The 24,212-nt window shown below is 68.9% G+C and carries 21 protein-coding genes; all 21 read right to left on the bottom strand.

What is annotated here, in order from left to right; genetic code table 11:
• Positions 1-60: 60 nt before the first annotated feature.
• Positions 61-570 carry a hypothetical protein gene (locus AC3B6C_RS21960; RefSeq protein ID WP_488374151.1) on the bottom strand — a complete coding sequence of 170 codons (510 nt, stop codon included), beginning with the start codon at positions 568-570 and terminating at the stop codon, positions 61-63.
• A gap of 24 nt (positions 571-594) precedes the next feature.
• Positions 595-1,473, bottom strand: coding sequence for an acyl-CoA thioesterase (locus tag AC3B6C_RS21965; RefSeq protein ID WP_010842341.1), 879 nt, complete (start codon positions 1,471-1,473; stop codon positions 595-597).
• 65 nt (positions 1,474-1,538) lie between these two features.
• Positions 1,539-2,963 (bottom strand): pyruvate kinase, encoded by a 1,425-nt coding sequence (gene pyk, locus AC3B6C_RS21970; protein WP_010842340.1) that lies wholly within the window; start codon positions 2,961-2,963, stop codon positions 1,539-1,541.
• 160 nt (positions 2,964-3,123) lie between these two features.
• Complete coding sequence (locus AC3B6C_RS21975) at positions 3,124-4,629, bottom strand: glutamate synthase subunit beta (protein WP_488374152.1); 1,506 nt, start codon at positions 4,627-4,629, stop codon at positions 3,124-3,126.
• Positions 4,622-9,193: a glutamate synthase large subunit gene (gene gltB, locus AC3B6C_RS21980; RefSeq protein ID WP_014927241.1), complete on the bottom strand. Its 4,572-nt coding sequence runs from the start codon at positions 9,191-9,193 to the stop codon at positions 4,622-4,624. The genes AC3B6C_RS21975 and gltB overlap by 8 nt, the downstream gene beginning before the upstream one ends.
• A 293-nt stretch (positions 9,194-9,486) precedes the next feature.
• Positions 9,487-11,286 carry a prolipoprotein diacylglyceryl transferase gene (gene lgt / locus AC3B6C_RS21985; protein WP_488374155.1) on the bottom strand — a complete coding sequence of 600 codons (1,800 nt, stop codon included), beginning with the start codon at positions 11,284-11,286 and terminating at the stop codon, positions 9,487-9,489.
• A gap of 80 nt (positions 11,287-11,366) precedes the next feature.
• Positions 11,367-12,176, bottom strand: a complete 810-nt coding sequence (trpA, locus tag AC3B6C_RS21990) for a tryptophan synthase subunit alpha (protein WP_010842336.1) — start codon at positions 12,174-12,176, stop codon at positions 11,367-11,369.
• A complete protein-coding gene (trpB, locus tag AC3B6C_RS21995; RefSeq protein WP_488374156.1) occupies positions 12,173-13,519 on the bottom strand; it encodes a tryptophan synthase subunit beta in 1,347 nt (448 codons plus the stop codon). Before trpB ends, trpA begins: the two co-directional genes overlap by 4 nt.
• Positions 13,520-13,581: 62 nt before the next feature.
• On the bottom strand, positions 13,582-14,400 hold the full coding sequence (gene trpC, locus AC3B6C_RS22000; protein WP_010842334.1) for an indole-3-glycerol phosphate synthase TrpC: 819 nt from the start codon (positions 14,398-14,400) through the stop codon (positions 13,582-13,584).
• 163 nt (positions 14,401-14,563) lie between these two features.
• Entirely contained in the window at positions 14,564-15,352 is a 789-nt protein-coding gene (locus tag AC3B6C_RS22005) for a TIGR02234 family membrane protein (RefSeq protein WP_488374157.1), read from the bottom strand.
• The gene (locus tag AC3B6C_RS22010) at positions 15,349-16,923 is read right to left on the bottom strand and encodes an anthranilate synthase component I (RefSeq protein WP_010842332.1); all 1,575 of its coding nucleotides are present in this window, start codon (positions 16,921-16,923) and stop codon (positions 15,349-15,351) included. The genes AC3B6C_RS22005 and AC3B6C_RS22010 overlap by 4 nt, the downstream gene beginning before the upstream one ends.
• Positions 16,920-17,099 carry a tautomerase family protein gene (locus AC3B6C_RS22015; protein WP_004021167.1) on the bottom strand — a complete coding sequence of 60 codons (180 nt, stop codon included), beginning with the start codon at positions 17,097-17,099 and terminating at the stop codon, positions 16,920-16,922. The genes AC3B6C_RS22010 and AC3B6C_RS22015 overlap by 4 nt, the downstream gene beginning before the upstream one ends.
• 76 nt (positions 17,100-17,175) lie before the next feature.
• Entirely contained in the window at positions 17,176-17,577 is a 402-nt protein-coding gene (hisI, locus tag AC3B6C_RS22020; protein ID WP_010842331.1) for a phosphoribosyl-AMP cyclohydrolase, read from the bottom strand.
• A gap of 40 nt (positions 17,578-17,617) precedes the next feature.
• Positions 17,618-18,391 carry an imidazole glycerol phosphate synthase subunit HisF gene (gene hisF / locus AC3B6C_RS22025; protein WP_010842330.1) on the bottom strand — a complete coding sequence of 258 codons (774 nt, stop codon included), beginning with the start codon at positions 18,389-18,391 and terminating at the stop codon, positions 17,618-17,620.
• A gap of 67 nt (positions 18,392-18,458) precedes the next feature.
• A complete protein-coding gene (locus AC3B6C_RS22030) occupies positions 18,459-19,280 on the bottom strand; it encodes an inositol monophosphatase family protein (RefSeq protein WP_010842329.1) in 822 nt (273 codons plus the stop codon).
• Positions 19,280-20,023 (bottom strand): bifunctional 1-(5-phosphoribosyl)-5-((5-phosphoribosylamino)methylideneamino)imidazole-4-carboxamide isomerase/phosphoribosylanthranilate isomerase PriA, encoded by a 744-nt coding sequence (gene priA / locus AC3B6C_RS22035; RefSeq protein ID WP_488374158.1) that lies wholly within the window; start codon positions 20,021-20,023, stop codon positions 19,280-19,282. The genes AC3B6C_RS22030 and priA overlap by 1 nt, the downstream gene beginning before the upstream one ends.
• 56 nt (positions 20,024-20,079) lie before the next feature.
• Positions 20,080-20,418, bottom strand: a complete 339-nt coding sequence (locus AC3B6C_RS22040; RefSeq protein WP_488374159.1) for a hypothetical protein — start codon at positions 20,416-20,418, stop codon at positions 20,080-20,082.
• Complete coding sequence (gene hisH, locus AC3B6C_RS22045) at positions 20,415-21,053, bottom strand: imidazole glycerol phosphate synthase subunit HisH (RefSeq protein WP_010842326.1); 639 nt, start codon at positions 21,051-21,053, stop codon at positions 20,415-20,417. The genes AC3B6C_RS22040 and hisH overlap by 4 nt, the downstream gene beginning before the upstream one ends.
• Positions 21,050-21,703 (bottom strand): imidazoleglycerol-phosphate dehydratase HisB, encoded by a 654-nt coding sequence (gene hisB / locus AC3B6C_RS22050; RefSeq protein ID WP_010842325.1) that lies wholly within the window; start codon positions 21,701-21,703, stop codon positions 21,050-21,052. Before hisB ends, hisH begins: the two co-directional genes overlap by 4 nt.
• Positions 21,700-22,851, bottom strand: a complete 1,152-nt coding sequence (locus tag AC3B6C_RS22055) for a histidinol-phosphate transaminase (RefSeq protein WP_488374160.1) — start codon at positions 22,849-22,851, stop codon at positions 21,700-21,702. Before AC3B6C_RS22055 ends, hisB begins: the two co-directional genes overlap by 4 nt.
• Positions 22,848-24,191, bottom strand: coding sequence for a histidinol dehydrogenase (gene hisD / locus AC3B6C_RS22060; protein WP_010842323.1), 1,344 nt, complete (start codon positions 24,189-24,191; stop codon positions 22,848-22,850). Before hisD ends, AC3B6C_RS22055 begins: the two co-directional genes overlap by 4 nt.
• Between the last annotated feature and the right edge of the window lie 21 nt (positions 24,192-24,212).

The following is a 24,212-nucleotide window of genomic DNA, read 5'->3' on the forward strand; positions in this document are numbered from 1 at the left end:
GTTGCACCGGCCATCTCCGCCGAGTGCGTGGATTGTCGGGTTTCGCCGGCGAGTCGGGCGTCAGCCCAGTGGCCGGAGCACTGCGCCCTGCTGCAGGGCCGCGGTCGAGATCGACTCCGAGAACCGGCCGTCGGGGTCGCCGACGGTGACCAGATAGCCGGCGTCGGTGTACTCCACACCGCTCACCTCGAAGGTGAGCCGGCAACCATCGTCGCCGCGGAGGAACCTCGACAGCGTGGTGGTCGCCACCTCGCCGCCGGCGGCGTCGTAGATGACGACCCGGGCGCCACGGGCAAGGGTGCCCCCACCCGGCACCGCTGCGACCTCTGTCGCACAGTCGGCGACCACTCCGCCCTTGGCGGTGAACTCCGGCGTCGTCAGGAGACCCGCGATGACGGCGGCGATTACGACCACCGCGAACCCGACCATCGCGATCGAGGTCGCGACGATGACCGGGACCCTGGTGCGCCGCTGCCACGTCCGCCGGGGAAGCGGCGGGCCGGGGTCGAGCCACATCTCGTGGGCGGGGCCGTACCCCGGTGTCACCGACTCACCCCGTTCGCGATCCATCAGCTCCCCCGCAGACCGGCGCGGTCATTTCTTGGGCGGGAAGTACTTGATGAGCGCTTCCTGCACGACCGATGTCGCGAGAGTGCCGTCGCGCATCCAGAATCGGCCCGAGCCCATTCCGCGTGACCCGGTCGCGACCGGCGACCGCGTCGCGTAGAGCAGCCAGTCGTCGAACCGGAACTCGCGGTGGAACCACATCGAATGATTCACGGTCGCCGCGAACAGCCGGTCCATGCCCCACGAGAGGCCGTGGGTGGTGATGATCGAATCCAGCACCGTGGTGTCGGAGGCGTAACACATTGCCGCGACGTGCATCACGGGGTCGTCGGGCATCGTGCCGTCGGCCTTCATCCACACCCGGTTGTCGGTCAGCTTCTCCCCCGCGTCCTTGGCCTTCCAGCTCGGGTCGTTGGCGAAGCGGATGTCGATGGGATGCAACGCATTCACGAACGTCGCGATGCGGTCTTCGTAACCCTTGAAATGCTCTCCGAGAGTAGGCAACTCCTCCGGATAGGGCACGTTCGGGATCTCCACCGCATGTTCGAGCCCGGAGGTGTTGTCCTGGAACGCGACCAGCATCGTGAAGATCTCTTCGCCGCCCTGCTTGGCGGTCACCTGCCGGTTGGCGAACGACCTGCCGTCGCGGAAGCGATCGACGTGGTACTCCATCGGCGCGGTGACGTCCCCGCCACGGATGAAATGTGCATGCAGGGCGTGGATGGGCGGATTGCCCCGGGTCAGGCTCCGCGCCGCCGCGACAACGCCTTGTCCGAGCAGCTGACCGCCGAACGTCCGGGCGGTGACCTGCTCGGGGTGGTGCCCGATGAACAGGTCGTCACCCTGACGTTCGACGTCGAGCAACGCGAGCAGTTTCCCGAGATCTCCGGCCTGTTCCACGGTCATGCCTCACACCCTAGAACCCGACCGACGCGGCATCGTGCACCGCCCCGAACTCCGAGCGGACGAGGTCAGTGGTCCTGCTCGCCGATCCGGTGTACGTGGATGAGGTTGGTCGAACCCACCGTGCCGGGCGGAGCACCGGCGACGATCACCACCACATCACCCTCGCTGAGCCGCCCGATGCGGAGCAGCTGATGGTCGACCTGGTCGATCATGTGGTCCGTCGTGTCGACGTGGTCGACGATGAACGTCTCGGTACCCCAGCTCAGCGCGAGCTGACTGCGCACCGCCTGCGTCGGGGTGAAGGCCAGCAACGGCAACCGCGAGTGCAGACGAGCCAGCCGGCGCACGGTGTCGCCGGACTGGGTGAAGGCCACCAGCGCCTTCACCTCAAGACGCTCACCGATGTCACGCGCCGCATACGAGATGACACCCCGCTTGGTGCGTGGCACATGCGACAACGGCGGCACATCACGAGGACCGCCCTCGACCGCGCGGCAGATCCGGTCCATCGTCCGAACCGTCTCCAACGGGTACTTACCCACCGAGGTCTCCCCCGAGAGCATCACCGCATCCGCACCGTCGAGGACCGCGTTGGCCACGTCGGAGGCCTCCGCCCGCGTCGGACGCGAGTTCTCGATCATCGAGTCGAGCATCTGCGTCGCCACGATCACGGGCTTGGCGTTCTCCCGAGCCATCTGAATCGCCCGCTTCTGCACCAACGGCACCTGCTCCAGCGGCAACTCCACCCCCAGATCACCACGAGCCACCATGATCGCGTCGAACGCCAGAACGATCGCCTCGAGATTCTCGATCGCCTCCGGCTTCTCCAGCTTCGCGATCACCGGCACCCGACGACCCACCCGGTCCATCACCTCATGGACCAACTCGATGTCCGAGGGACTACGCACGAACGACAGCGCCACCATGTCGACCCCGAGCTCCAACGCGAACTCCAGATCAGCGATGTCCTTTTCCGACATCGCCGGCACCGACACGCTCATCCCCGGAAGCGACAGGCCCTTGTTGTTGCTGACCGGCCCGCCCTCGGTCACCGTGCACACGACATCGTTGCCCTCGACCGCAGACACGGCCAGACCGACCTTGCCGTCATCGACCAGCAGACGATCTCCCGGGCTCGCGTCCTCGGCGAGTTGCTTGTACGTGGTGGAGACCCGGTCGTGCTCGCCCACGACATCCTCGACGGTGATACGTACCTGTTCACCGGTCTCCCACACCGTCGACCCATCACAGCCATCGAAACGGCCCAGACGGATCTTCGGACCCTGCAGATCGGCCAGAACACCGACCGCCTTCTCCGTGGTGTCCGAAGCCTTACGAACGCGCGCATAAACGGCCGCATGATCCTCATGCGTACCGTGGCTGAAATTCATCCGAGCCACGTCCATACCGCTCTCGACAAGCTCTTTCAAACGCTCATCACTCGCGGTGGCCGGGCCCAGCGTGCAAACAATCTTGGTTCGGCGTGTCACAAGAACACCTTAGTCCTCATCAGCCGTGCATCTCTATGTCGGCAGCGACTTGTCATCGGGACGCCACCGGCTGTTACCGCTGGTGGCGGCCCGCTACCGCCGAGTATGAAATTAACTTAACTTGTTGCGGCCGCGCGTGTTCGGCGACGATCGCCCCCTGTCATCGCACGGACAACGGCAGGGACGCGGGACGGACCGGCGAGGGAAGATCCGATTCGCCGACGAGGAACTCGTCCACCGCACGCGCGGTCGACCGGCCTTCCGCGATCGCCCACACCACCAGCGACGCGCCGCGGTGGGCGTCGCCGCAGACGAACACGCCCGGGGCGTCGGTCTGCCAGTCGCTTCCGCACGAGATCACACCGCGCGGATTGGGTTCGATCTCGAGATCGGACAGCAGCCGGCCGCCGCGCACACCGGCAAAACCGATCGCGAAAAGCGCCAACTCACAAGGGATCTCGAACTCGTCACCGACCGGCGTGATCTCGCGGCGACCCTGGGCGTCCCGTCTCACCTCCACCTCGGCGAGCACCATCGTCGTGACGTTGCCGTCGTCGTCACCCTCGAATCGTTGCACCGCGACCTGGTGCAGCCGTTCGCCGCCCTCGGCGTGCGCGCTCGAGGTCCGCATGATCAGCGGCCAGGTCGGCCACGGGGACCGTTCGTCGTCGCGTTCGCCGGGTAGTTCCGGGTTGTAGTCGAGCTGCACGACCGAGGCCGCACCCTGACGGTGTGCCGTTCCCAGGCAGTCGGCTCCCGTGTCGCCGCCGCCGATGATCACGACGTGCTTGCCTGCCGCGGTGATGGGTGACGGGCCGTCCCCCTCGCACTCCTTGTTGGCGGGTACGAGATGCTCCATGGCAAGGTGGATGCCGTTCAGTTCCCGGCCCGGCACCGGGTTGTCCCGCGCCTCCATCGCACCGATGGCCAGGACCACCGCGTCGTGGGTCGAACGCAGATCTTCGACCGACAGGTCGGTCCCCACGTCGCAGTTGGTCACGAACGTCGTTCCCTCCGCACGCATCTGGGCGATGCGCCGGTCGATGTCGGACTTCTGCAACTTGTACTCGGGGATGCCGTAGCGCAGCAGCCCGCCGAGGCGGTCGTCGCGCTCGTAGACGGTCACATCGTGACCGGCACGGGTGAGTTGTTGCGCCACGGCGAGACCCGCCGGACCGGAGCCGACGACGCCGACCGATTTACCGGTCGTGGACTCGGGCGGCTCGGGCCCGATGACACCTTCGGCCCACGATTCGTACGCGATCGTCTTCTCGATGCGCTTGATGGTCACACTGCCGCCGGTCGCCTGTTCGGAGATCGACAACACGCAGGCGGCCTCGCACGGCGCCGGGCAAACCATCCCGGTGAACTCCGGGAAGTTGTTGGTCGCGTGGAGCCTGCTGCTCGCCGCATCCCACCGGCCGCGCCGGACCAGGTCGTTCCACTCGGGGATGAGGTTGCCCAGCGGACACCCCGCGGTTCCGGAGTGGCAGAACGGGATACCGCAATCCATACACCGGCGGGCCTGTGCGCTGACCTCGTCGAGGACCTTGATCGGGTTGTCGGCGTGCTCGTACACGTCGTCCCAGTCGTGGACGCGTTCGGCGACGGGACGGTACTTCGCCTCTTTCTTCGGGACTTCCAGGAATCCGCGCGGGTCAGCCACGTGCCGCCTCCATGATCGCTGAATCGACGTCGCGCCCTTCGGCTTCGGCCATCCGGGCCGCGTCGAGGACACGTCTGTAATCGGTGGGCATCACCTTGGTGAACGCCAGGCAGCGCCGAGGCCAGTCGGCCAGGATCGACGCGCCGATCGCGGAACCGGTCAGTTCCGTGTGTGTGACGATGGTGCGCTTGAGCCAGGCGAGGTCCTCCGGGTCGGGACGCAGCAGTTCGACCATGGCCATGTTCACCTTCGCCTGATCGAGATCGTGGACGAACGCGATCCCACCCGACATGCCGGCGGCGAGGTTGCGCCCGGTCGGTCCGAGAACGACCACCCGGCCACCGGTCATGTACTCGCAGGCGTGGTCGCCCACCCCCTCGACGACGGCCGTGGCGCCCGAGTTTCGCACCGAGAAACGTTCGCCCACACGACCTCTGAGGTACACCTCACCGGAGGTGGCCCCGTAGAGGATGGTGTTGCCCGCGATCACCTGATCCTCGGCGACGAACAACGAGTCGGGATCGGGGGTGACGACGATCTTGCCTCCGCACAACCCCTTTCCGACGTAGTCGTTGGTGTCACCGGTCAACCGGATCGTCACGCCGGGCGGGAGGAACGCACCGAGCGACTGCCCGGCCGAACCCTCGAGTTTGACCGTGATCGTGTCCTCGGCGAGTCCGTCCGCGCCGTACCGGCGCGTCACCTCGGAACCCAGGAGGGTTCCGACCGTCCGGTTCACGTTGCGCACCGGCAGTTCCAGCGTCACCGGGTGCGCGTCCTCGAGCGCACCCTCGGCGAGCTGGATCAGGGTCTGGTCGAGCGCCCGGTCGAGGCCGTGTTCCTGACCCCGCACCCGACGAGTCGGTCCCTTGTCCTCGACCTTGCGGAAGATCGGACTGAGGTCGAGTCCCTTGGACTTCCAATGCGCGACCGCGGTGTCGGTGTGCAGCCGCTGGGATTGCCCGATGGCCTCGTCGAGGGTGCGATAACCCAACCGCGCCAAATGTTCCCGAACGTCTTCGGCGATGAATCGGAAGAAGTTGACCAGGTGGTCGACCTGCCCGGTGAAGCGTGAGCGCAGCTGCGGGTTCTGCGTCGCGACGCCGACGGGGCACGTGTCCAGGTGACAGACGCGCATCATGATGCATCCGGCCACGATCAGCGGAGCCGTGGAGAATCCGTACTCCTCCGCTCCGAGCAGGGCCGCGGTGATCACGTCGCGTCCGGTACGCAGCGCTCCGTCGCACTGCACCGTGATGCGGTCGCGCAGGCCGTTCAGCATCAAGGTCTGCTGGGCGTCGGCGAGGCCGATCTCCCATGGCGTGCCGGCGTGTTTGAGGGAGGTCAGGGGCGATGCCCCGGTCCCGCCGTCGTGCCCGGAGATGAGGACGACGTCGGCGTGCGCCTTCGACACCCCTGTTGCAACCGTGCCCACGCCGACCGCGCTGACGAGCTTCACGTGGATGCGCGCCTGCGAGTTCGCGTTCTTCAGGTCGTGGATCAGCTGCGCGAGATCCTCGATCGAGTAGATGTCGTGATGCGGCGGCGGTGAGATCAACGCGACACCCGGCGTCGAGTGCCGGGTCTTGGCGATCCAGGGATACACCTTGTAGGCCGGGAGCTGACCGCCCTCACCGGGTTTGGCTCCCTGCGCCATCTTGATCTGGATGTCGGTGGCGTTGATCAGATAGTCGCTCGTGACGCCGAACCGCCCGGACGCGACCTGCTTCACCGCGCTGCGGCGCTCGGGATCGTAGAGACGCTCGACGTCCTCGCCGCCCTCCCCCGAGTTCGAGCGACCGCCGATCCTGTTCATCGCCATCGCGATGGTCTCGTGGGCCTCCGCGGAGATCGACCCATAGCTCATCGCGCCGGTGTTGAACCGCTTCATGATCGCCTCGACCGGCTCCACCTCCTCGAGCGGGACCGGTTCGCGCGCGTCGAGATCGAAGTCGAACAGGCCGCGGAGGGTACCGCCCTCGCGCGAGAGCCGGTCGACCTCGTCGGAGTACTTGCGGAAGATCTCGGCCCGGCCGGTCTTGGTGGCGTGCTGCAGCAGGAAGATGGTCTCGGGCGAGAACAGGTGCAGCTCACCCTCCCGGCGGTACTGGTACTCGCCACCGACCTCGAGCCGACGGTAGACCTGCTCGGTGGGGTTCTCCGGGAAGGCGCGGTGGTGGCGGATCCGCACCTCCTCGGCCAGTTCGTCGAGTCCGACGCCCTCGATGCGCGACACCGTGCGGGTGAAGTACTCGCGCACCACCTCCGAGGACAACCCCACGGCCTCGAAAGCCTGTGCGGCGGTGTAGGAGCTGATGGTCGAGATCCCCATCTTGCTCATCACCTTCAGCACGCCCTTGCCCAGCGCCTCCAGATAGTTGCCGATCGCCTTGGCACGCGTGACACCGGTGAGCTCACCCTCGGCGATCAGGTCCTCGATCGTCTCCAGCGCCAGGTACGGATTGACCGCGGCCGCGCCGAAACCGATGAGGGTGGCGATGTGGTGGACCTCGCGGGCGTCGCCGGACTCCACCACCAGCGCGACCCGCGTCCGCTCCTTGGTGCGGACCAGGTGATGGTGCACGGCCGAGGTGGCCAGCAGCGACGGGATGGGCGCGTGATCGGAATCGGTCAGCCGATCGGAGATCACCAGGGTGGTGTGTCCCTCGGCGATCGCCTGACTGGCCCGCAGGCGCAGATCCTCGAGTGCCGCAGCGAGACCCGCACCGCCCTCGGACACCTCGTACAGCGCGCGGAGCACCTTTGCCGACAGACCGGGGTTGTCGCCGTCGTCGTTGATGTGGACGAGCTTGGCCAGCTCGGCGTTGTCCAGCACCGGCCAGTGCACCATGATCTGCCGGCACGACGCCGCGGTCGGGCGGAGCAGGTTCTGCTCCGGGCCCATCACGCGACTCATCGACGTGACGATCTCCTCGCGGATGGCATCCAGCGGCGGGTTGGTGACCTGGGCGAACAGTTCGACGAAGTAGTCGTAGAGCAGACGTGAACGCTGCGACAGGACGGCAACCGGGGTGTCGGTGCCCATCGACCCGAGCGGTTCGTAGCCCGACGCCGCCATCGGGGTCAGGAGTACACGCAGGTCTTCCTCGGTGTAGCCGAAGGAGATCTGGCGGCGGACCACGGTGTCGTGGTTGGGCTGGAAGACGGGCCGGTCGGGCAGCGTCGCGATGTCGAGCAGACCGGCATGCAGCCACTCGCCGTACGCCTCGGCGTTCATCAGCTCACCCTTGAGCTCCTCGTCCGGGATGATCCGGCCCTGAGCGGTGTCTACGAGGAACATGCGGCCGGGTTCCAGGCGACCCTTGCTGATCACGTCGTCCACCGAGACGTCGAGCACACCGGACTCGGAGGCGAGGATGACCCGGCCGTCGCGCGTCTGCCACCACCGGCCGGGGCGCAGGCCGTTGCGGTCGAGGACCGCGCCGACGACCGTGCCATCGGTGAACGTCACGCAGGCCGGCCCGTCCCACGCCTCCATCAGCGAGGCGTTGAACTGCAGGAACGCCCGGCGACGGGGGTCCATGTCGGGGACGTTCTCCCACGCCTCGGGCACCATCATCATCACCGCGTGGTGGACGTCGCGACCGCCGAGGTGCAGGAGTTCGAGGACCTCGTCGAGCGACGCCGAGTCGGAGGCCTCCGGGGTGCAGATCGGGAACGCGCGCTTGAGGTCTCCCGGGATCAGGTCGGTCTCGAGGAGCGCCTCGCGGGCGCGCATCCGGTTCCGGTTGCCCCGCACGGTGTTGATCTCGCCGTTGTGCGCCACGAACCGGAACGGGTGCGCGAGCGGCCACGACGGGAAGGTGTTGGTGGAGAAACGCGAGTGGACGATCGCGATCGCGCTGAGGCAGCGGTCATCTCGCAGGTCCTCGTAGTACAGCGGCAGCTGCATCGTGGTGAGCATGCCCTTGTAGACCATCGTGCGGCTCGACAGCGACGGGAAGTACAGGCCGGTACCCGCCTCCTCGATCTCCGGCGTCACGCGCTCGGCCTGCTTGCGGAACGGGTAGATGTAGCGGTCGAGGGTCACCCCGGCGATTCGTTCGGCGCCGGGAGCCGGGTCGACGGTGACGAACAGCTGCATCATGTACGGCATGCACGCGACGGCGGTCCCGCCGACGTCGGCGTGTTCGTGGTCGACCGGGAGATCGCGCCAGCCGAGGACGGTGATGCCCTCGTCGGCGGCGAGCGCCTCGACCCGCTCCATCGCGGCCCGACGGAGGTCGGGGTCCATGGGCAGGAAGCAGGTACCCGCGGCGTAGCTGTTCGACCCGTCCGCGGCGGGCTCGGGAAGGTCGAAGTCGACGGTGGCGCGCAGCAACTCGTCGGGGAGCTGGATCAGGATTCCCGCGCCGTCGCCGCTGTTGGTCTCTGCTCCGGCCGCACCTCGATGCTCGAGGTTCTCCAGGGCCAGCAGTCCGTCGGCGACGATCGAATGCGAACGGCGACCGTGGATGTCGGTGACCATGGCCACGCCACACGAGTCGACCTCGGCCTCCGGGTCGTACAGACCCTGCTTGGCCGGGAGCGCAGAAAACAGCATCACTACCTCCACTCGAACCGGCGAACGGTTCGCTGCTGAGTGTCCAATGGGACAGCATTGGCCCGTGGAGCATTGCGCGGCGTACGAATGACCGTGCCGAGATCGGTACCGGGCTGAGTCAGAACCGTTGAGCGGTCACGGGCTCTGGAACTGTCGGTACCGGGGCGGAGGGATCGCACACCGTGAGATCCGATCCTATCCGAACACCCCGGCGGCCGTCGTCGGCCGAGACCTGTGACGCCGGTGACCGCGGCGACGAGCACCCTGATCAGCCGGTGACACCGACCGGACGCTCAGGACTTGTCCCCGGTGGAATCGGGATCCGGGTCTGTCGTGTCGTCGGGATCTGTCGTGTCGTCGGTGTCGGTCGTGTCGTCGGTGTCGGACGGGTCGTCGGTGTCGGGAGTCGGCGACTCCGCGGCCTCGTCGGCGACGGAATCATCCGTCGGGTGGGACGCGGTGTCCGCGGATGTCTCCGACTCCGGCTCTGCGGCGAGCTGCTCGGTCGGTGTCACGTCCACAGGATCGTCCGGCTCGGTGGTTTCTGAACCGCCGGTTTCCGGATCGACGGCTTCCGGACCGCTGGCTTCCGTATCGATGGCCTCCGGATCGTCGGCTTCTGGGTCGACGGGTTCTGGGTCGACGGCTCCCGGATCGACGGTTTCTGGATCGACGGTTTCTGGATCGTCGGCTCCCGGATCGACGGCTTCCGCGTCGTCGGCTCCCGGATCGACGCCTTCAGGATCGTCGGGTTCCGCGTCGCCGGCTTCTGGGTCGTCGGCTTCTGGGTCGACGGCTTCTGGGTCGTCGGCTTCTGGGTCGTCGGCTTCTGGGTCGACGGCTTCTGGGTCGATCACGCCGCTGGTGAGAGCTCCCTCGTCACTGGAGTCGTCGTCGGCCTCAGCCTGCGGTACCGGCGCGTCCGCTTCGGCGTCGGTCTCGGTCTGCGCTGCGGCCTCGGTCTGTCCCGGTGTCGCCGCGGTGACAGGCGCGTCTCCGCTCTCATCGGTGTCGTCGCCCTCGGCGACCTCGGGATCCGGCGACGTTCGGTCGGGGTCGTCGGCGTCGAACAGGGACGATGCCGTCGCGCCCGTCGCCACCCCGCCGGCGGCGACCGCCGACGTCGTCTCGGGCTCGAGGTCCTCGTCGTACCAGTCGTCGACGTACCCGGCGACGCCCTGTTCCGCGAGCTCGGCGGCACGGTCGTCGTGGTACATCTCCAGACCCTGCTCGCGGCCCTTGGGCGCGAGGACGAAGTAGATGACGGCGGCGAGGAACACCAGCGCCGCGGTGAAGAGGTTCGGCCGGATGCCCGCGATGTCATTGGCGACGGCTGCCCGGTCGTCGCGGAGCAGCTCCACGAAGAACCGGCCCAGGCAGTAGCCCGCGACGTAGAGCGCGAACAGTCGGCCGTGCCCGATGCGGAAGTACCGGTCGACGACCACCAGCAGGACGACGATGAGCACGTTCCACAGCAGCTCGTAGAGGAAGGTCGGGTGGACCACCGCGACCACGACGCCGTTGGAGACGCCGTCGATCAGCCCGGGATCGGAGTACCCGGCGGCGTTCTCGCGTTCGTAGATCTCCAGGCCCCAGGGGAGTGTGGTCTCGCGGCCGTAGAGCTCCTGGTTGAAGTAGTTGCCGAGACGACCGATGGCCTGCGCCAACAAGATCGGCGGCGCGATGGCGTCACCGAAGGCGGGCAGGCGGATACCGCGGCGACGAGCGCCGATCCACGCACCGACCGCGCCGAGCGCGACCGCACCCCAGATACCGAGACCGCCGTCCCAGATCTTCAGGGCCTCGATCGGCTCCTTCAGGGCATCGGCACCGAAGTACGTCTTCCAGTCGGTGATGACGTGATACAGCCGACCACCGATGAGGCCGAACGGCACGGCCCAGATCGCGACGTCGAGAACCTCGCCGTCTTGTCCACCACGCGCCATCCACCGGCGGTTGCCCCACCAGACGGCGACGATGATGCCGACGATGATGCACAGTGCGTACGCACGGAGCGGAAACGGTCCGATGTCCCACACGCCCTGGGGCGGACTGGGGAGGTAGGCCATCATCGTCGAGGTCGGCGCGATCACGCTGCCACCCTAGCCGACCGGCCGCGGCGCTCCCCGCCTCGACCGGAAGCCGCCGTGACGATAAGAACAGTGCGCTCGGGTCAGACCGATGCCCGGCGCGAGCGGACACCCTCGGCCAGTTCGGAGACCAGCGAGGCCAGCCGATCCTGCCCTGCGTTCGCCGCGGTCACCAGTGCCGATCCCACGATGACTCCGTCGGCGTACGACGCGATCTGCGCAGCCTGCTCACGGTTGCGAACGCCGAGCCCGACGCCGATCGGGATGTCGGAGTACTCGCGAACCCGTGCGCACAGCTCGGGGGCCATGTCCGACACCGCATCTCGCGCACCGGTCACACCCATCGTGGACGCCGCGTAGACAAACCCGCGGGAGGCGTCGACGGTGAGGGCGATCCGCTCGGTCGTCGACGACGGCGCGACCAGATAGATGCGATCGAGACCGTGCCGGTCGGCCGCCTCGTGCCACTGCGCCCCTTCTTCGGGGATCAGGTTGGGGGTGATCAGACCCGCGCCGCCGGCCGCGGCCAGATCGCGGGCGAAGTTCTCGACCCCGTACTTGAGCACCGGATTCCAGTAGCTCATGACCACCGCGTTGCCACCGGCGGAGGTGATGGCCTCGACCGCGGTGAACACATCACGGACGCGGACACCGTTGGTCAGGGCCAGGTCGGCGGCATCCTGGATCGTCGGGCCGTCCATCACCGGGTCCGAGTAGGGCACCCCGACCTCGATGATGTCGCATCCGGCGTCGACCATCGTCCGGAACGACGTGAGCGACTCCTCGACGGTCGGGAAACCGACCGGGAGGTAACCGATCAGCGCACTGCGGCCCTCCTCCCGGCAGCGGGCGAACACGGGGCCGAGTTTGGACGGGATCGACTGGGTGCTCATGCCTGCTCTCCGGGCTTCTGGACGTCGGCCGATGCCGAGAGGGTGGCCTCGTCCTGCGAGGGCGGGGTGTCGAACAATCCGAACCAGCGTGCGGCGGTGTCGACGTCCTTGTCGCCACGACCGGACAGGCTGACCACGATGATCGCGCCCTCACCCAGCTCCTGCCCGAGCTTCAGGGCGCCGGCGACCGCATGCGCCGACTCGACGGCGGGGATGATCCCCTCGCGGCGGCTGAGCAGGGCGAGCGCGTCCATCGCCTCGGTGTCGGTGATCGGCCGGTACTCCGCACGCCCGGTGTCCTTGAGGTACGCATGCTCCGGCCCGACGCCCGGATAGTCCAGACCCGCTGAGATCGAATGCGATTCGATGGTCTGGCCGTCGTCGTCCTGCAACAGGTAGGAGTACGCGCCCTGGAACGCGCCGGGCGTCCCGCCGGTGAAGGTCGCGGCGTGCCGGCCGGTCTCGACGCCGTCGCCGGCGGCCTCGAATCCGACGAGCCGCACACCCTCGTCGTCGATGAACGGGTGGAAGATGCCGATCGCGTTGGAACCGCCACCGACGCAAGCGGTCACCGCGTCGGGCAGTCGCCCGGCCTTGTCCAGGATCTGGACGCGCGCCTCGAGCCCGACGATGCGCTGCAGATCGCGGACCATCACCGGGAACGGGTGCGGTCCGGCGGCGGTGCCGAAGCAGTAATACGTGTTGTGCGCATTGGTGACCCAGTCACGCATGGCCTCGTTGATCGCGTCCTTCAGCGTCGCCGAGCCGTTGTCGACGGCGATCACCTCCGCACCGAGGAGACGCATGCGGGCGACGTTGAGCGCTTGGCGGTCGGTGTCGACCCGGCCCATGTAGATCACGCACTCGAGGCCGAGGAGCGCGCAGGCCGTGGCGGTGGCGACCCCGTGCTGGCCGGCGCCGGTCTCGGCGATGATGCGGTGCTTGCCCATCCGCTGGGCCAGGAGTGCTTGTCCGAGAACGTTGTTGATCTTGTGGGAGCCCGTGTGGTTGAGGTCCTCGCGCTTGAGGAAGATGCGCGCCCCACCGGCGAACTCGGACAACCGCTTCGCTTCGTACATCGGGGACGGGCGGCCGGCGTAGTCGCGCTGCAGACGGTCGAGCTCGGCGAGGAAATCGTCGTCGGCGCGGACCTTCTGGAAGGTCGTGGTGACCTCGTCGATGACGGCCATGAGCGCCTCGGGGACGTGGCGCCCGCCGTAGACGCCGAAATGTCCCTGCTCATCGGGTTCCACGGAGGTGCGTGTGGTCAGCCCGACACTCGCGGTGGGCAGCGGGGTGGCCCCGGTGACATCGGTGTGGGCGGAATCAGGATGCGCGGTCACTTCATCTCACAGACGATCGGGCCGACAGGATCACGCGGACCGAGACCGGCCCGGACGCGTTGTCAGCGAACAGGTTTCGGGCACGACGGGTGAGTACCCGCGGTGACGAGCTCACGGACCGCGGCACGCGGGTCACCACTGGTGACGAGACCTTCGCCGACGAGTACGGCATCGGCACCGGCACCGGCGTAGGCCAGCAGATCGGCGGTACCGCGCACACCCGACTCGGCGATGCGGATGGTCTCGGTCGGCAGACCGGGTGCGATGCGGGAGAAGGTGTCGCGCTCGACCTGGAGGGTCTTGAGGTTGCGCGCGTTGACGCCGACGACCGAGGCGCCGGCCTCGAGGGCACGGTCGGCCTCCTCCTCGGTGTGCACCTCGACGAGCGCGGTCATGCCGAGGCTCTCGGTGCGGTCGAGGAGCGAGGCGAGCACGTTCTGCTCGAGAGCGGCCACGATCAGCAGGATGACGTCCGCCCCGTGGGCGCGGGCCTCGTGGATCTGGTAGGTGCCGACGATGAAGTCCTTGCGCAGCACCGGGATGTTCACGGCGGCGCGAACGGCGTCGAGGTCGGCGAGTGAACCGCGGAACCGTCGTTCCTCGGTGAGCACGCTGATGATGCGCGCACCGCCCTCTTCGTAGGCGCGGGCGAGTTCGGCGGGATCACCGATGCTGGCGAGCTCACCCTTCGACGGGCTCGCGCGCTTGACCTCGGCGATGACGCCGATTCCGGGCTGGCGCAGGGCGGCCAGTGCATCCTTGGGTGCGGGAGCCTTGGCCGAGGCCGCCTTGACCGACGCGAAGTCGACCACGGCCTCGCGAGCCGCGACGTCGGCTTTCACTCCCTCGATGATCGATTCGAGAACGTTGGGCACGCTCACAGCGACTTGCTCCCTTCCGCTCGAGGTGTGTTCTCAGGGTAGACGGGCCGTTGCGGCCGGTTGCGGCCGGGTTGGCCGATCTGTGACCTCGTCGCGCCGACGGGTGCGCGGCCATGTCGCGGCTCGGGCAGTGAGTTCGCACACCCCGGCATCCGCGCGTGGCTCAGCGTCGGTCGGGATCGGTGGGGTCGGTCGGGTCGATGCCGGTGTCGAGCGCGTCCCACATCATGCGCTCGTTCGCGCCCGGCGCCGTCGGGTCCGGCGAGTCGGTGTCGTCCGCGGCCCCCGGCTTGCCGGACCCGCCGGTCGTCGTCTCGGATGCGGGGGTTCCGGTCTCCGTCTGGGCGGCCTTGCGGCGCTCGTAGTCGGCGAAGATCTGGGTCTCGATCTCCTCGCGCCGTGCCGCCGGGGTCGTGTACTTCGACGACCTGGTCGCCCCCTTCGCGACGCGCAGCAGCGCGACCGCCGCGCCCACCGCGCACAGGGTGCCGAGGAGGACGACGAGTGCGGCGAGGGGGTTGGTGTCGACGTAGAGCACGACATAGCGATCGGGAATGCTGCCGGCATCTGCCGCATAGTTCGAGTCGGCGCCGCCGGTGATCAGCGAGATCGCCGGGAAGGCGGCCAGCACCCCGCCGACGGCGACGAGGATCGCGACGACGCGAAGCGCCCAGCCGCGCACCGACAGCGCCGCGGCGATGCCCGCCAGATAGACCAGTGCGAGCGGGGTGAGCCACGGACTCCAGTCCCCGCCGTTGACCTCGAACGCGCGCTGCGGGGACAACCCGTCCTCGGCGGAGACGGTGGCCCAGGTCAACCGGCTCGCACCCCAGAACGCAGCCGCTGCGGCCGCCATCAGCACGGCCGCGAGGACCTGCAGTCGGCGGACGGACTTGCGGCGCAACGCCTCGGCGTCGGGCCCTGCTCCGGCACCTGGCTCGGCAGAGGTCATGAGGTCTCACCCACCCGTCGCATCGTCGAGGCGGCGGCGACCGCGTTGAGCACCGCGGTGGCCTTGTTGCGCGCCTCGTTGTATTCGTACTCGGGCTCGCTGTCGGCCACCACACCGCCGCCGGCCTGGACGAACGCCTTGCCGCGCGCGAGCAGTGCCGTGCGGATGGCGATGGCGGTGTCGGCATTGCCGGCGAAGTCGATGTAGCCGACGATCCCGCCGTAGAGCCCACGACGGGTCATCTCGTGTTCGTCGATGAGTTCCATGGCCCGCACCTTCGGTGCCCCGGTGAGGGTTCCGGCCGGGAAACAGGCCGTCACGGCGTCGAGGGCGTGTTTGTCGTCGCGGAGGGTCCCCGACACGGTCGAGACGAGGTGCATGACGTGGCTGTACCGCTCGATGTGCCGGTAGTCGCTGACCTTGACCGTGCCGGGCACGCAGACGCGTCCGAGGTCGTTGCGTCCGAGGTCCACCAGCATCAGGTGTTCGGCGTTCTCCTTCTCGTCCTCGATGAGGCCCTTGCCGAGCAGCTGGTCTTCCTCCTCGGTCGCGCCGCGCCAGCGCGTCCCCGCGATCGGGTGGGTGGTCGCAACCCCGTCGGCCACGGTGACCAGTGCCTCGGGGCTGCTGCCGACGATGGTGAACGGCTTGCGGGCGATGGCATCGGGCGAGCCCGTGTCGCTGTGTTCCTCGGTGCCGGGCATACGCAGCAGGTACATGTACGGACTCGGGTTCGACGCGCGCAGGACGCGATAGACGTCGAGCGGGTCGGCGTCGGAGTCCATCTCGAAGCGCATCGACGGCACGACCTGGAAGGCCTCACCGGCCTCGATCTCGCCGACCAGGTCGGTGACGATCTCGCTGTACTCCGCGAGGGACCGCTGGGCGGAGAACTCCGGGCGCGGGCGGTCGAAGGTCGACACCGTCGACGGCGCGGGTGCGGCGAGTGCCTCGGTCATCCGATCGAGCCGGGCGAGGGCGTCGGCGTAGGCGTGCTCCACCCGGTCATCGGAGCCGTCCCAGTTGACCGCGTTCGCGATGAGGGTGATCGTGCCCTCGTGGTGATCGACCGCGGCGAGGTCGGTGGCCAGCACCATCATCATGTCGGGGAGGCCGAGGTCGTCGACCGTGGTCTCGGGAAGACGTTCCAGCCGCCGGACCATGTCGTAGGCCATGAACCCGACGAACCCACCGGTCAGCGGCGGCATCCCGGGCAGCGGGTCGGTCTGCAGAAGGCGCAGCGACTCCGCCAGCACCTCGAGCGCGTCGCCGCCCTCGGGAGCGCCGACGGGCACCGAACCCCACCAGTGCGCCTGCCCGTCGACGACGGTCAGGGCCGACGGCGCGCCGGCGCCGATGAACGACCAGCGGGACCACGATCGCCCGTTCTCGGCGGACTCCAGCAAGAAGGTTCCCGGACGGTCACCCGCGAGCTTGCGGTAGGCCGACAGCGGTGTCTCGGAGTCCGCCAGGACCTTGCGCGTCACCGGCACGACGCGGTGATCACGCGCGAGATCGAGGAACTCCGGAAGGGTGGTGGTGGCGGCCGCGCCGCCGGTGGTGGCGGTCATCCGAGCGGCTCGCCGCCGACGCCCCACTGATTGCGCGGCACCTCCGTGATCGTCACCCAGACCGAGTCGGGGTTCTTGCCGGTCGCCTTGGCGTAGGCCTCGGTGACCGCGGCAATCGTCTCGCGTTTCACGCGATCGGACAGTCCCGGCGTCTGCGAGATCTGGATGAGGGGCATGGACGCACCGCCTTTCGAAGGTCTCGAGCTGTGACGAGCACCCGGGAGGTCTCCCCCGGGACTCGCGTCTGGACTTCTATTCTGCTGTGCCCGGCGAGCCCCGCCCGGCGTCGGCCCCGGAACCCGGCGCCGCGTCGATCCCGAAGGTCAGCGACTCGGTGTCGAAGCAACTGTGATTGCCGGTGTGGCAGGCCGCGCCGACCTGGTCGACGACCAGCAGCACGGTGTCCCCGTCGCAGTCGAGCCGGGCGTCGTGCACGTACTGCGTGTGCCCGCTGGTCTCCCCCTTCACCCAGTACTCCTGGCGTGACCGGGAGTAGTAGGTCCCCTTCCGGGTGGACAGCGTGCGCTCGAGAGCGACGTCGTCCATCCAGGCCACCATCAGCACCGTGCCGGTGCTGCGTTCCTGGGCGACCGCGGTGAACAGGCCGTCGGCGTTGCGTTTGAGGCGTGCGGCGAGATCGGGATCGAGTGCCATCAGCGACCTTCCTGATCGGTGCGGGAACGGGCGCGGCGCCTCATCGGACGATGATCCCGGCGTCGCGCATGGCCGCCTTCACCTCGGCGACGGTGAGTTCGCCGAAGTGGAAGACCGAGGCCGCGAGGACAGCGTCGGCGCCCGCCTGCACGGCCGGGGCGAAGTCGTCGATGCGTCCGGCGCCGCCACTGGCGATGACCGGCACCGACACCGCGGCGCGCACGGCCGTCAGCATGCGCAGATCGAAGCCCTGCTTGGTTCCGTCGGCGTCCATCGAGTTGAGGAGGATCTCGCCGACACCGAGGTCCTGGCCGCGGACCGCCCACTCGACCGCGTCGATACCGGTGCCCTTGCGGCCGCCGTGCGTGGTGACCTCCCAGCCCGAGGGCGTGGGCTCCGACCCCTCCGGCACGGTCCGCGCGTCCACCGACAGCACGATGCACTGCGATCCGAACCGCCGGCTCATCTCGGCGAGCACATCCGGGCGGGCGATGGCCGCGGTGTTGACGCTGACCTTGTCGGCCCCGGCGCGCAGCATCGTGTCGACGTCGTCGACGGTCCGGATGCCACCGCCGACGGTCAGCGGGATGAACACCTGGTCGGCGGTGCGCTTGACGACGTCGATCATCGTCGAACGTCCTGAGCTCGACGCGGTGACGTCGAGGAAGGTCAACTCGTCCGCGCCTTCGCGGTCGTAGCGTTCGGCCAGTTCGACCGGGTCGCCGGCATCGCGCAGGTTGGCGAAGTTGACGCCCTTGACCACGCGGCCGTCATCGACGTCGAGGCATGGGATGACCCGGGTCGCCAGCGTCATCGTCGGGTCTCCTTCGGGGTGGTGGCTTCGGTACTCACAGACGTCGTCAAGACGGTTCCCGGCGCCGTCATGCCGACCATTCCCGGACCGTGTCGCCGATGACACGCATCAGCCCGGCATGCACGGTCGGCGTACCCGCGACGAGCGACGGCGACGCCACGGTCCACGGACGGCCCGCGATGTCGGTCGCGACGCCGCCGGCGGCGCGGACCAGGGCCGCTCCCGCGGCGTTGTCCCAGGGGTGCCTGCCGAATGCGATCGCCCCGCCGAACACGCCGGCCGCGGTGAACGCCATGTCGACACCCGTGGAACCCGTCATCCGGATCCGGGCGGCTCGCGTGCTCAGTTCGCGAAGCAGGTCGGCGCGGCGGGTGCCCGGGTACCTGCCGCCGCCGCGTGCGTCGAACGGACCGAAAGCGATGGCGGCCTCGGCGAGCTCCATGTCGGGGGCCGGCGGGACGGGCTCGCCGTCGACCAGAAGCGGACCGTCGACGTGCGCGGCGTAGCGACGTCCCACGAGAGGCAACCAGGTCATTCCGAGGGTGGCCTCACCGTCCACGACCAGACCGAGGAGGATGCCGGTGAGCGGCATCCCCGCGGAGTAGTTGAAGGTGCCGTCGATCGGGTCGAGCACCCACACCGGACCGTCCACGACATCGGCGCCGCCGAACTCCTCGCCGTGCACCGGGATCTGGGTGCGGTCGGCGAGCTCGGCCCCGATGTGGCGTTCGAGGTCCAGATCGATCTGGGTGGCGAAGTCGGTGCCACCCTTGTTGATAGCGCTCGGCGCGCCCTGACCGTCGACGAACCGCTCGACGGAGGCGTCGAGGATCGACCCGGCGATGTCGAGCAGCCGGGGCAGGTCGAGGGAGGTGTCCGCCGCGCTCATCAGACCCCGGCGACCGCGGCCAGCGCCTCCGGCAAGGTGAAGCGCCCGGCGTAGAGCGCCTTGCCGACGATGGCGCCCTCCACACCCTTGCCGGTGAGGCCGGCGATCGCGACCAGATCGTCGATGGCCGAGACCCCACCCGAGGCGACGATCGGGGCGTCGGTGGCCGCGGCGACCTCGGCGAGCAGGTCGAGGTTCGGACCCTGCAGCGTCCCGTCCTTGGACACGTCGGTGACCACGTACCGCGCGCACCCGTCGCGGTTCAGTCGCTCGAGGACCTCCCACAGATCGCCTCCGTCGGTGACCCAGCCGCGTCCGCGCAGGCGGTAGGACCCGCCGTCGCGGATGACGTCCAGACCGACCGCGATGCGGTCGCCGTGCTCGGCGATCGCGCGGGCACACCACTCCGGGTTCTCCAGGGCAGCGGTGCCGAGGTTCACGCGGGTGCACCCGGTCGCGAGGGCGGCCGCCAGCGAATCGTCGTCGCGGATGCCGCCGGACAACTCGACCTTCACCTCGAGTTCGCCGACCACGCCGGCCAGCAGGTCGCGGTTGTCGCCACGGCCGAAGGCGGCGTCGAGGTCGACGAGATGAATCCACTCCGCGCCGTCGCGCTGCCACGCCAGCGCGGCATCGCGCGGCGAGCCGTAGGACGTCTCGGTGCCGGCCGCGCCCTGGACCAGGCGGACCGCCCGCCCGTCGGCGACGTCGACGGCGGGAAGGAGTTCGAGGGTGCTACCCATGGGTGAATCTGTCCTGTCTGTTCTGGATCGAGCGTGAGCGGCTGTGGGACGGGTGGTCAGGCGGGGTCGTGACCGTCGCGAGCCGCGATCAGGTCCGCCCGCGCACGGTCGACCATGCGGTTGGCAACGGTACCGATCGCGGCGATCATCGCCGCCACCGCCACCAGCGCGGCGACGAGCCCGGCGATCGGCGACCAGTGCGCGCACAGCGCGATGATCGGGACGGACGCGACGAGGACCAGCACACCCGCCCCGAGAGCGTAGAAGGCGAGTTTGGCGATCGAGAAACCGGGCGACGCCGACGCGGAGTCCTCCGGCACGGGTTCGGGTGTCGGCCCGCCATGCCCGTCGCCGAACCCGCCGTCGTGGCCGGGGCGCGGCGTGCCGTCGGTCACGAGAGTCCCCGAACCCAGTTCTCCAGCAGGTGGGCGCCGGCGTCACCGGACTTCTCCGGGTGGAACTGCGTGGCCGACAACGGCCCGTTCTCGACCGCGGCGAGGAACCGGCCGCCGTGTTCGGCCCAGGTCAGTCGGGGTGCGACCAGAGGCGAACCCTCGTTGTCCATCTCCCAGGTCTGCGCGGCGTAGGAGTGCACGAAGTAGAAGCGGGTGTCGGCGTCGAGTCCGTCGAACAGCACCGAACCCGCCGGGGCGTCGACCGTGTTCCAGCCCATGTGCGGCAGCACCGGCGCCGGCAGCTGCGTCACACTGCCCGGCCACTCTCCGCAACCCTCCGCCTCGACACCGAACTCGACGCCGCGCTCGAAGAGGATCTGCATGCCGACGCAGATGCCCAGCACCGGCCGGCCGCCGGCGAGTCGCCGACCGACGATCCGATCGCCCTTGACGGCGCGGAGACCTTCCATGCAGGCGGCGAACGCGCCGACGCCGGGCACGACGAGTCCGGTGGCCTCCAGGGCGGTGGTGAAGTCGGAGGTGACCGTCACCTGGGCCCCGGTCCGTTCCAGCGCGCGCTGCGCCGACCGCAGGTTGCCCGACCCGTAGTCGAGGATGGTGACGTCGACGCTCACAGCGCACCCTTCGTCGACGGCACCCCGGAGACGCGTGCGTCGTATTCGGTCGCGGCGCGCAGCGCGCGGGCCACCGCCTTGAACTCCGCCTCGGTGATGTGGTGCTGGTCGCGGCCGTAGAGCACCCGCACGTGCAGCGCGATGCGGGCGTTGAGTGCGATCGACTCGAACACGTGCCGGTTGATGACGGTCGAGTACGGCACACCCGGGTAGCCGCCGATGACGGCGGTGAGCATGTGGTCGGGCTCGCCGGTGTGCACGCAGTACGGGCGACCGGAGACGTCGACGACGGCCTGGGCGAGGGTCTCGTCCATCGGGATCCAGGAATCGCCGAAGCGACGGATGCCCTTCTTGTCGCCGAGCGCCTGACCCAGCGCCTGGCCGAGCACGATCGCGGTGTCCTCGATGGTGTGGTGGCCCTCGACCTCGATGTCACCCTTCGCCTCGACGGTGAGGTCGAAGCTGCCGTGCTGCCCGAAGGCGGTCAGCATGTGGTCGAAGAACGCGATGCCGGTGGAGATGTTCGTCACGCCGGTGCCGTCGAGGTTCAGTTCGACGGAGATCGAGGACTCCCGGGTGGTCCGTTCGACCTTCGCGATGCGCGGTGTCGGGCTCCCTGGTGCGGGGGTGCTCGCAGGGCTGTTGCTCACTGAGTGTTCTCCAGATCTGTGGTGGCGAGCGTGCGGCTGACGTCGAGGAAGGCGTCGTTCTCCGGGGCGAGGCCGATGGTCACCCGTAGATGACCGGCGATGCCCACGTCGCGGATCAGGACGCCATGGTCGAGGTAACGCTGCCACGACGCCGCAGCATCCCGGAAGCCGCCGAACAGCACGAAGTTCGAGTCGGAGTCCACGACGCGGAATCCGAGGCCGGTCAGCTCCGCGACGACGCGATCGCGTTCGGCGATGATCGCGGCCACCCCGGCGAGGGTGTCGTCGCTGTGGCGCAGCGCTGCCCGCGCGGCGGCCTGGGTCAGCACCGACAAGTGGTACGGGAGCCGCACCAGCTGGATCGCGTCGACGACGGCGGGAGCCGCGGCCAGGTATCCGAGACGCCCGCCGGCGAAGGCGAACGCCTTGCTCATCGTGCGGCTGACGACGACCTTCGCCGGGAACTCGTCGATGAGCTCGACGGCGCTCGGCGCCGCGGAGAACTCGGCGTAGGCCTCGTCGACGATCACGATGCCCGGTGCGGCCTCGACGATCCGGCGGAGATCGGCGAGCGGGATCGATCCGCCGGTCGGGTTGTTCGGTGAGGTCACGAAGACGACATCGGGTTCGCGGTTGGCGACCTCGGCGACCGCGTACTCGGTGTCGAGCGAGAAATCGGCCGCGCGCGCCGCGACCAGCCAGGTGGTGTCGGTGCCGTCGGAGATGATCGGGTGCATCGAGTACGACGGAACGAAGCCGAGCGCACTCCGGCCCGGCCCGCCGAAGGCCTGCAACAACTGCTGCAGGACCTCGTTGGAACCGTTTGCCGCCCAGAGGTTCTCGACGCCCAGCCGGACGCCGGTGGCCCGGGTCAGGTACGCGGCGAGGTCGGTGCGCAGGGCGACGGCGTTGCGGTCGGGATAGCGGTGCAGCTCGGCGGCCGCCTCACGTATCGACGCGGTGACGTCGTCGATCAGCGCCTGGGACGGCGCGTGCGGGTTCTCGTTGGTGTTGAGGATCACCGGAACCTTGAGTTGCGGTGCGCCATAGGCACTCTTGCCGCGGAGGTTGGCGCGCAGCGGAAGGTCGTCGACGGTGATCGAGGCACCCGGCGTGACAGCACCCACCACCGAATCGGACGCGGTCACCGGGCGGCGCTCTTCACGAAGCGCTGCTTCACCGCGTCGCCGTGACCGGGCAGGTCCTCGGCGTCGGCCAGCGTCACCACCTTGTCGGCGACCTCGCGCAGAGCGGCCTCGTCGTAGTCGATGACGTGGACGCCCTTGAGGAAGGTCTGCACCGACAGGCCCGACGCGAACCGGGCCGAACCCGAGGTCGGCAGAACGTGATTGGAGCCCGCGCAGTAGTCACCGAGACTGACCGGTGCGTACGGGCCGACGAAGATCGCGCCCGCGTTGTGCACGCGGTCGGCGACCGCGGCGGCGTCGCGCGTCTGGATCTCGAGGTGCTCGGCAGCGTAGGCGTCGACGACGGCCAGTCCGGCGTCGAGATCGTCGACCAGGACGACGCCCGACTGCTCCCCCGACAGCGCGGTGGTGACTCGCTCGCGGTGCTTGGTGGCCGCGACCTGGGTGTCGAGCGCGGCGTCGACGGCGTCGGCGAGTTCGGCACTGTCGGTGACGAGCACCGAGGCGGCGAGGACGTCGTGTTCGGCCTGGCTGATGAGGTCGGAGGCGAGGATGCCGGCATCCGCCGAGTCGTCGGCGAGGATCGCGATCTCGGTGGGCCCGGCCTCGGAGTCGATGCCCACCACGCTGCGGCACAGGCGCTTGGCCGCGGTGACGTAGATGTTGCCGGGACCGGTGATGAGGTCGACCGGGTCGAGGACGGCGCCCGGCTCGTCTGCCTGCTCCGTGTCGGTGCCGCCGTAGGCCAGCAGCGCCACGCCCTGCGCACCGCCGACGGCCCACACCTCATCGACGCCGAGGAGGGCGCAGGCAGCGAGAATGGTCGGGTGCGGCCAGCCGCCGAAGTCCTTCTGCGGCGGCGAGGCGACGACCAGCGAGCCGACCCCGGCTTCCTGCGCGGGGACGACGTTCATGATCACCGACGACGGGTACACCGCGTTGCCACCCGGGACGTAGAGACCGACCCGACGGACCGGTATCCACTTCTCGCTCACGACGCCGCCGTCGACGACCTGCGTGCGCGTGGTCGCACGACGCTGGTCGGCGTGGACCTTGCGGGCGCGGGTGATCGACTCGCGCAGTGCGTCGGCGACCTGCGGGTCGAGCTCGGCAAGGGCGTCGGCGATGACCTGCGCGGGCACCCGCACCGAGGCGGGACGGACACCGTCGAACTTCTCGCCGAAGTCGAGTGCCGAGCTGGTGCCGTTGTCGGCCACCGCATGCACGACCGGTGTCACCGTGTCGAGGACGGCATTGACATCGGTACCCCCGCGGGGCAGAGCACGACGCAACTCGGCGAGTGTCGGCGTGCTACCGCGCAGGTCAATTCGGGCGAGCATGATCTCTCCTGGTGGCTGCGG

This window comes from Gordonia sp. 11cp (assembly GCF_057767225.1).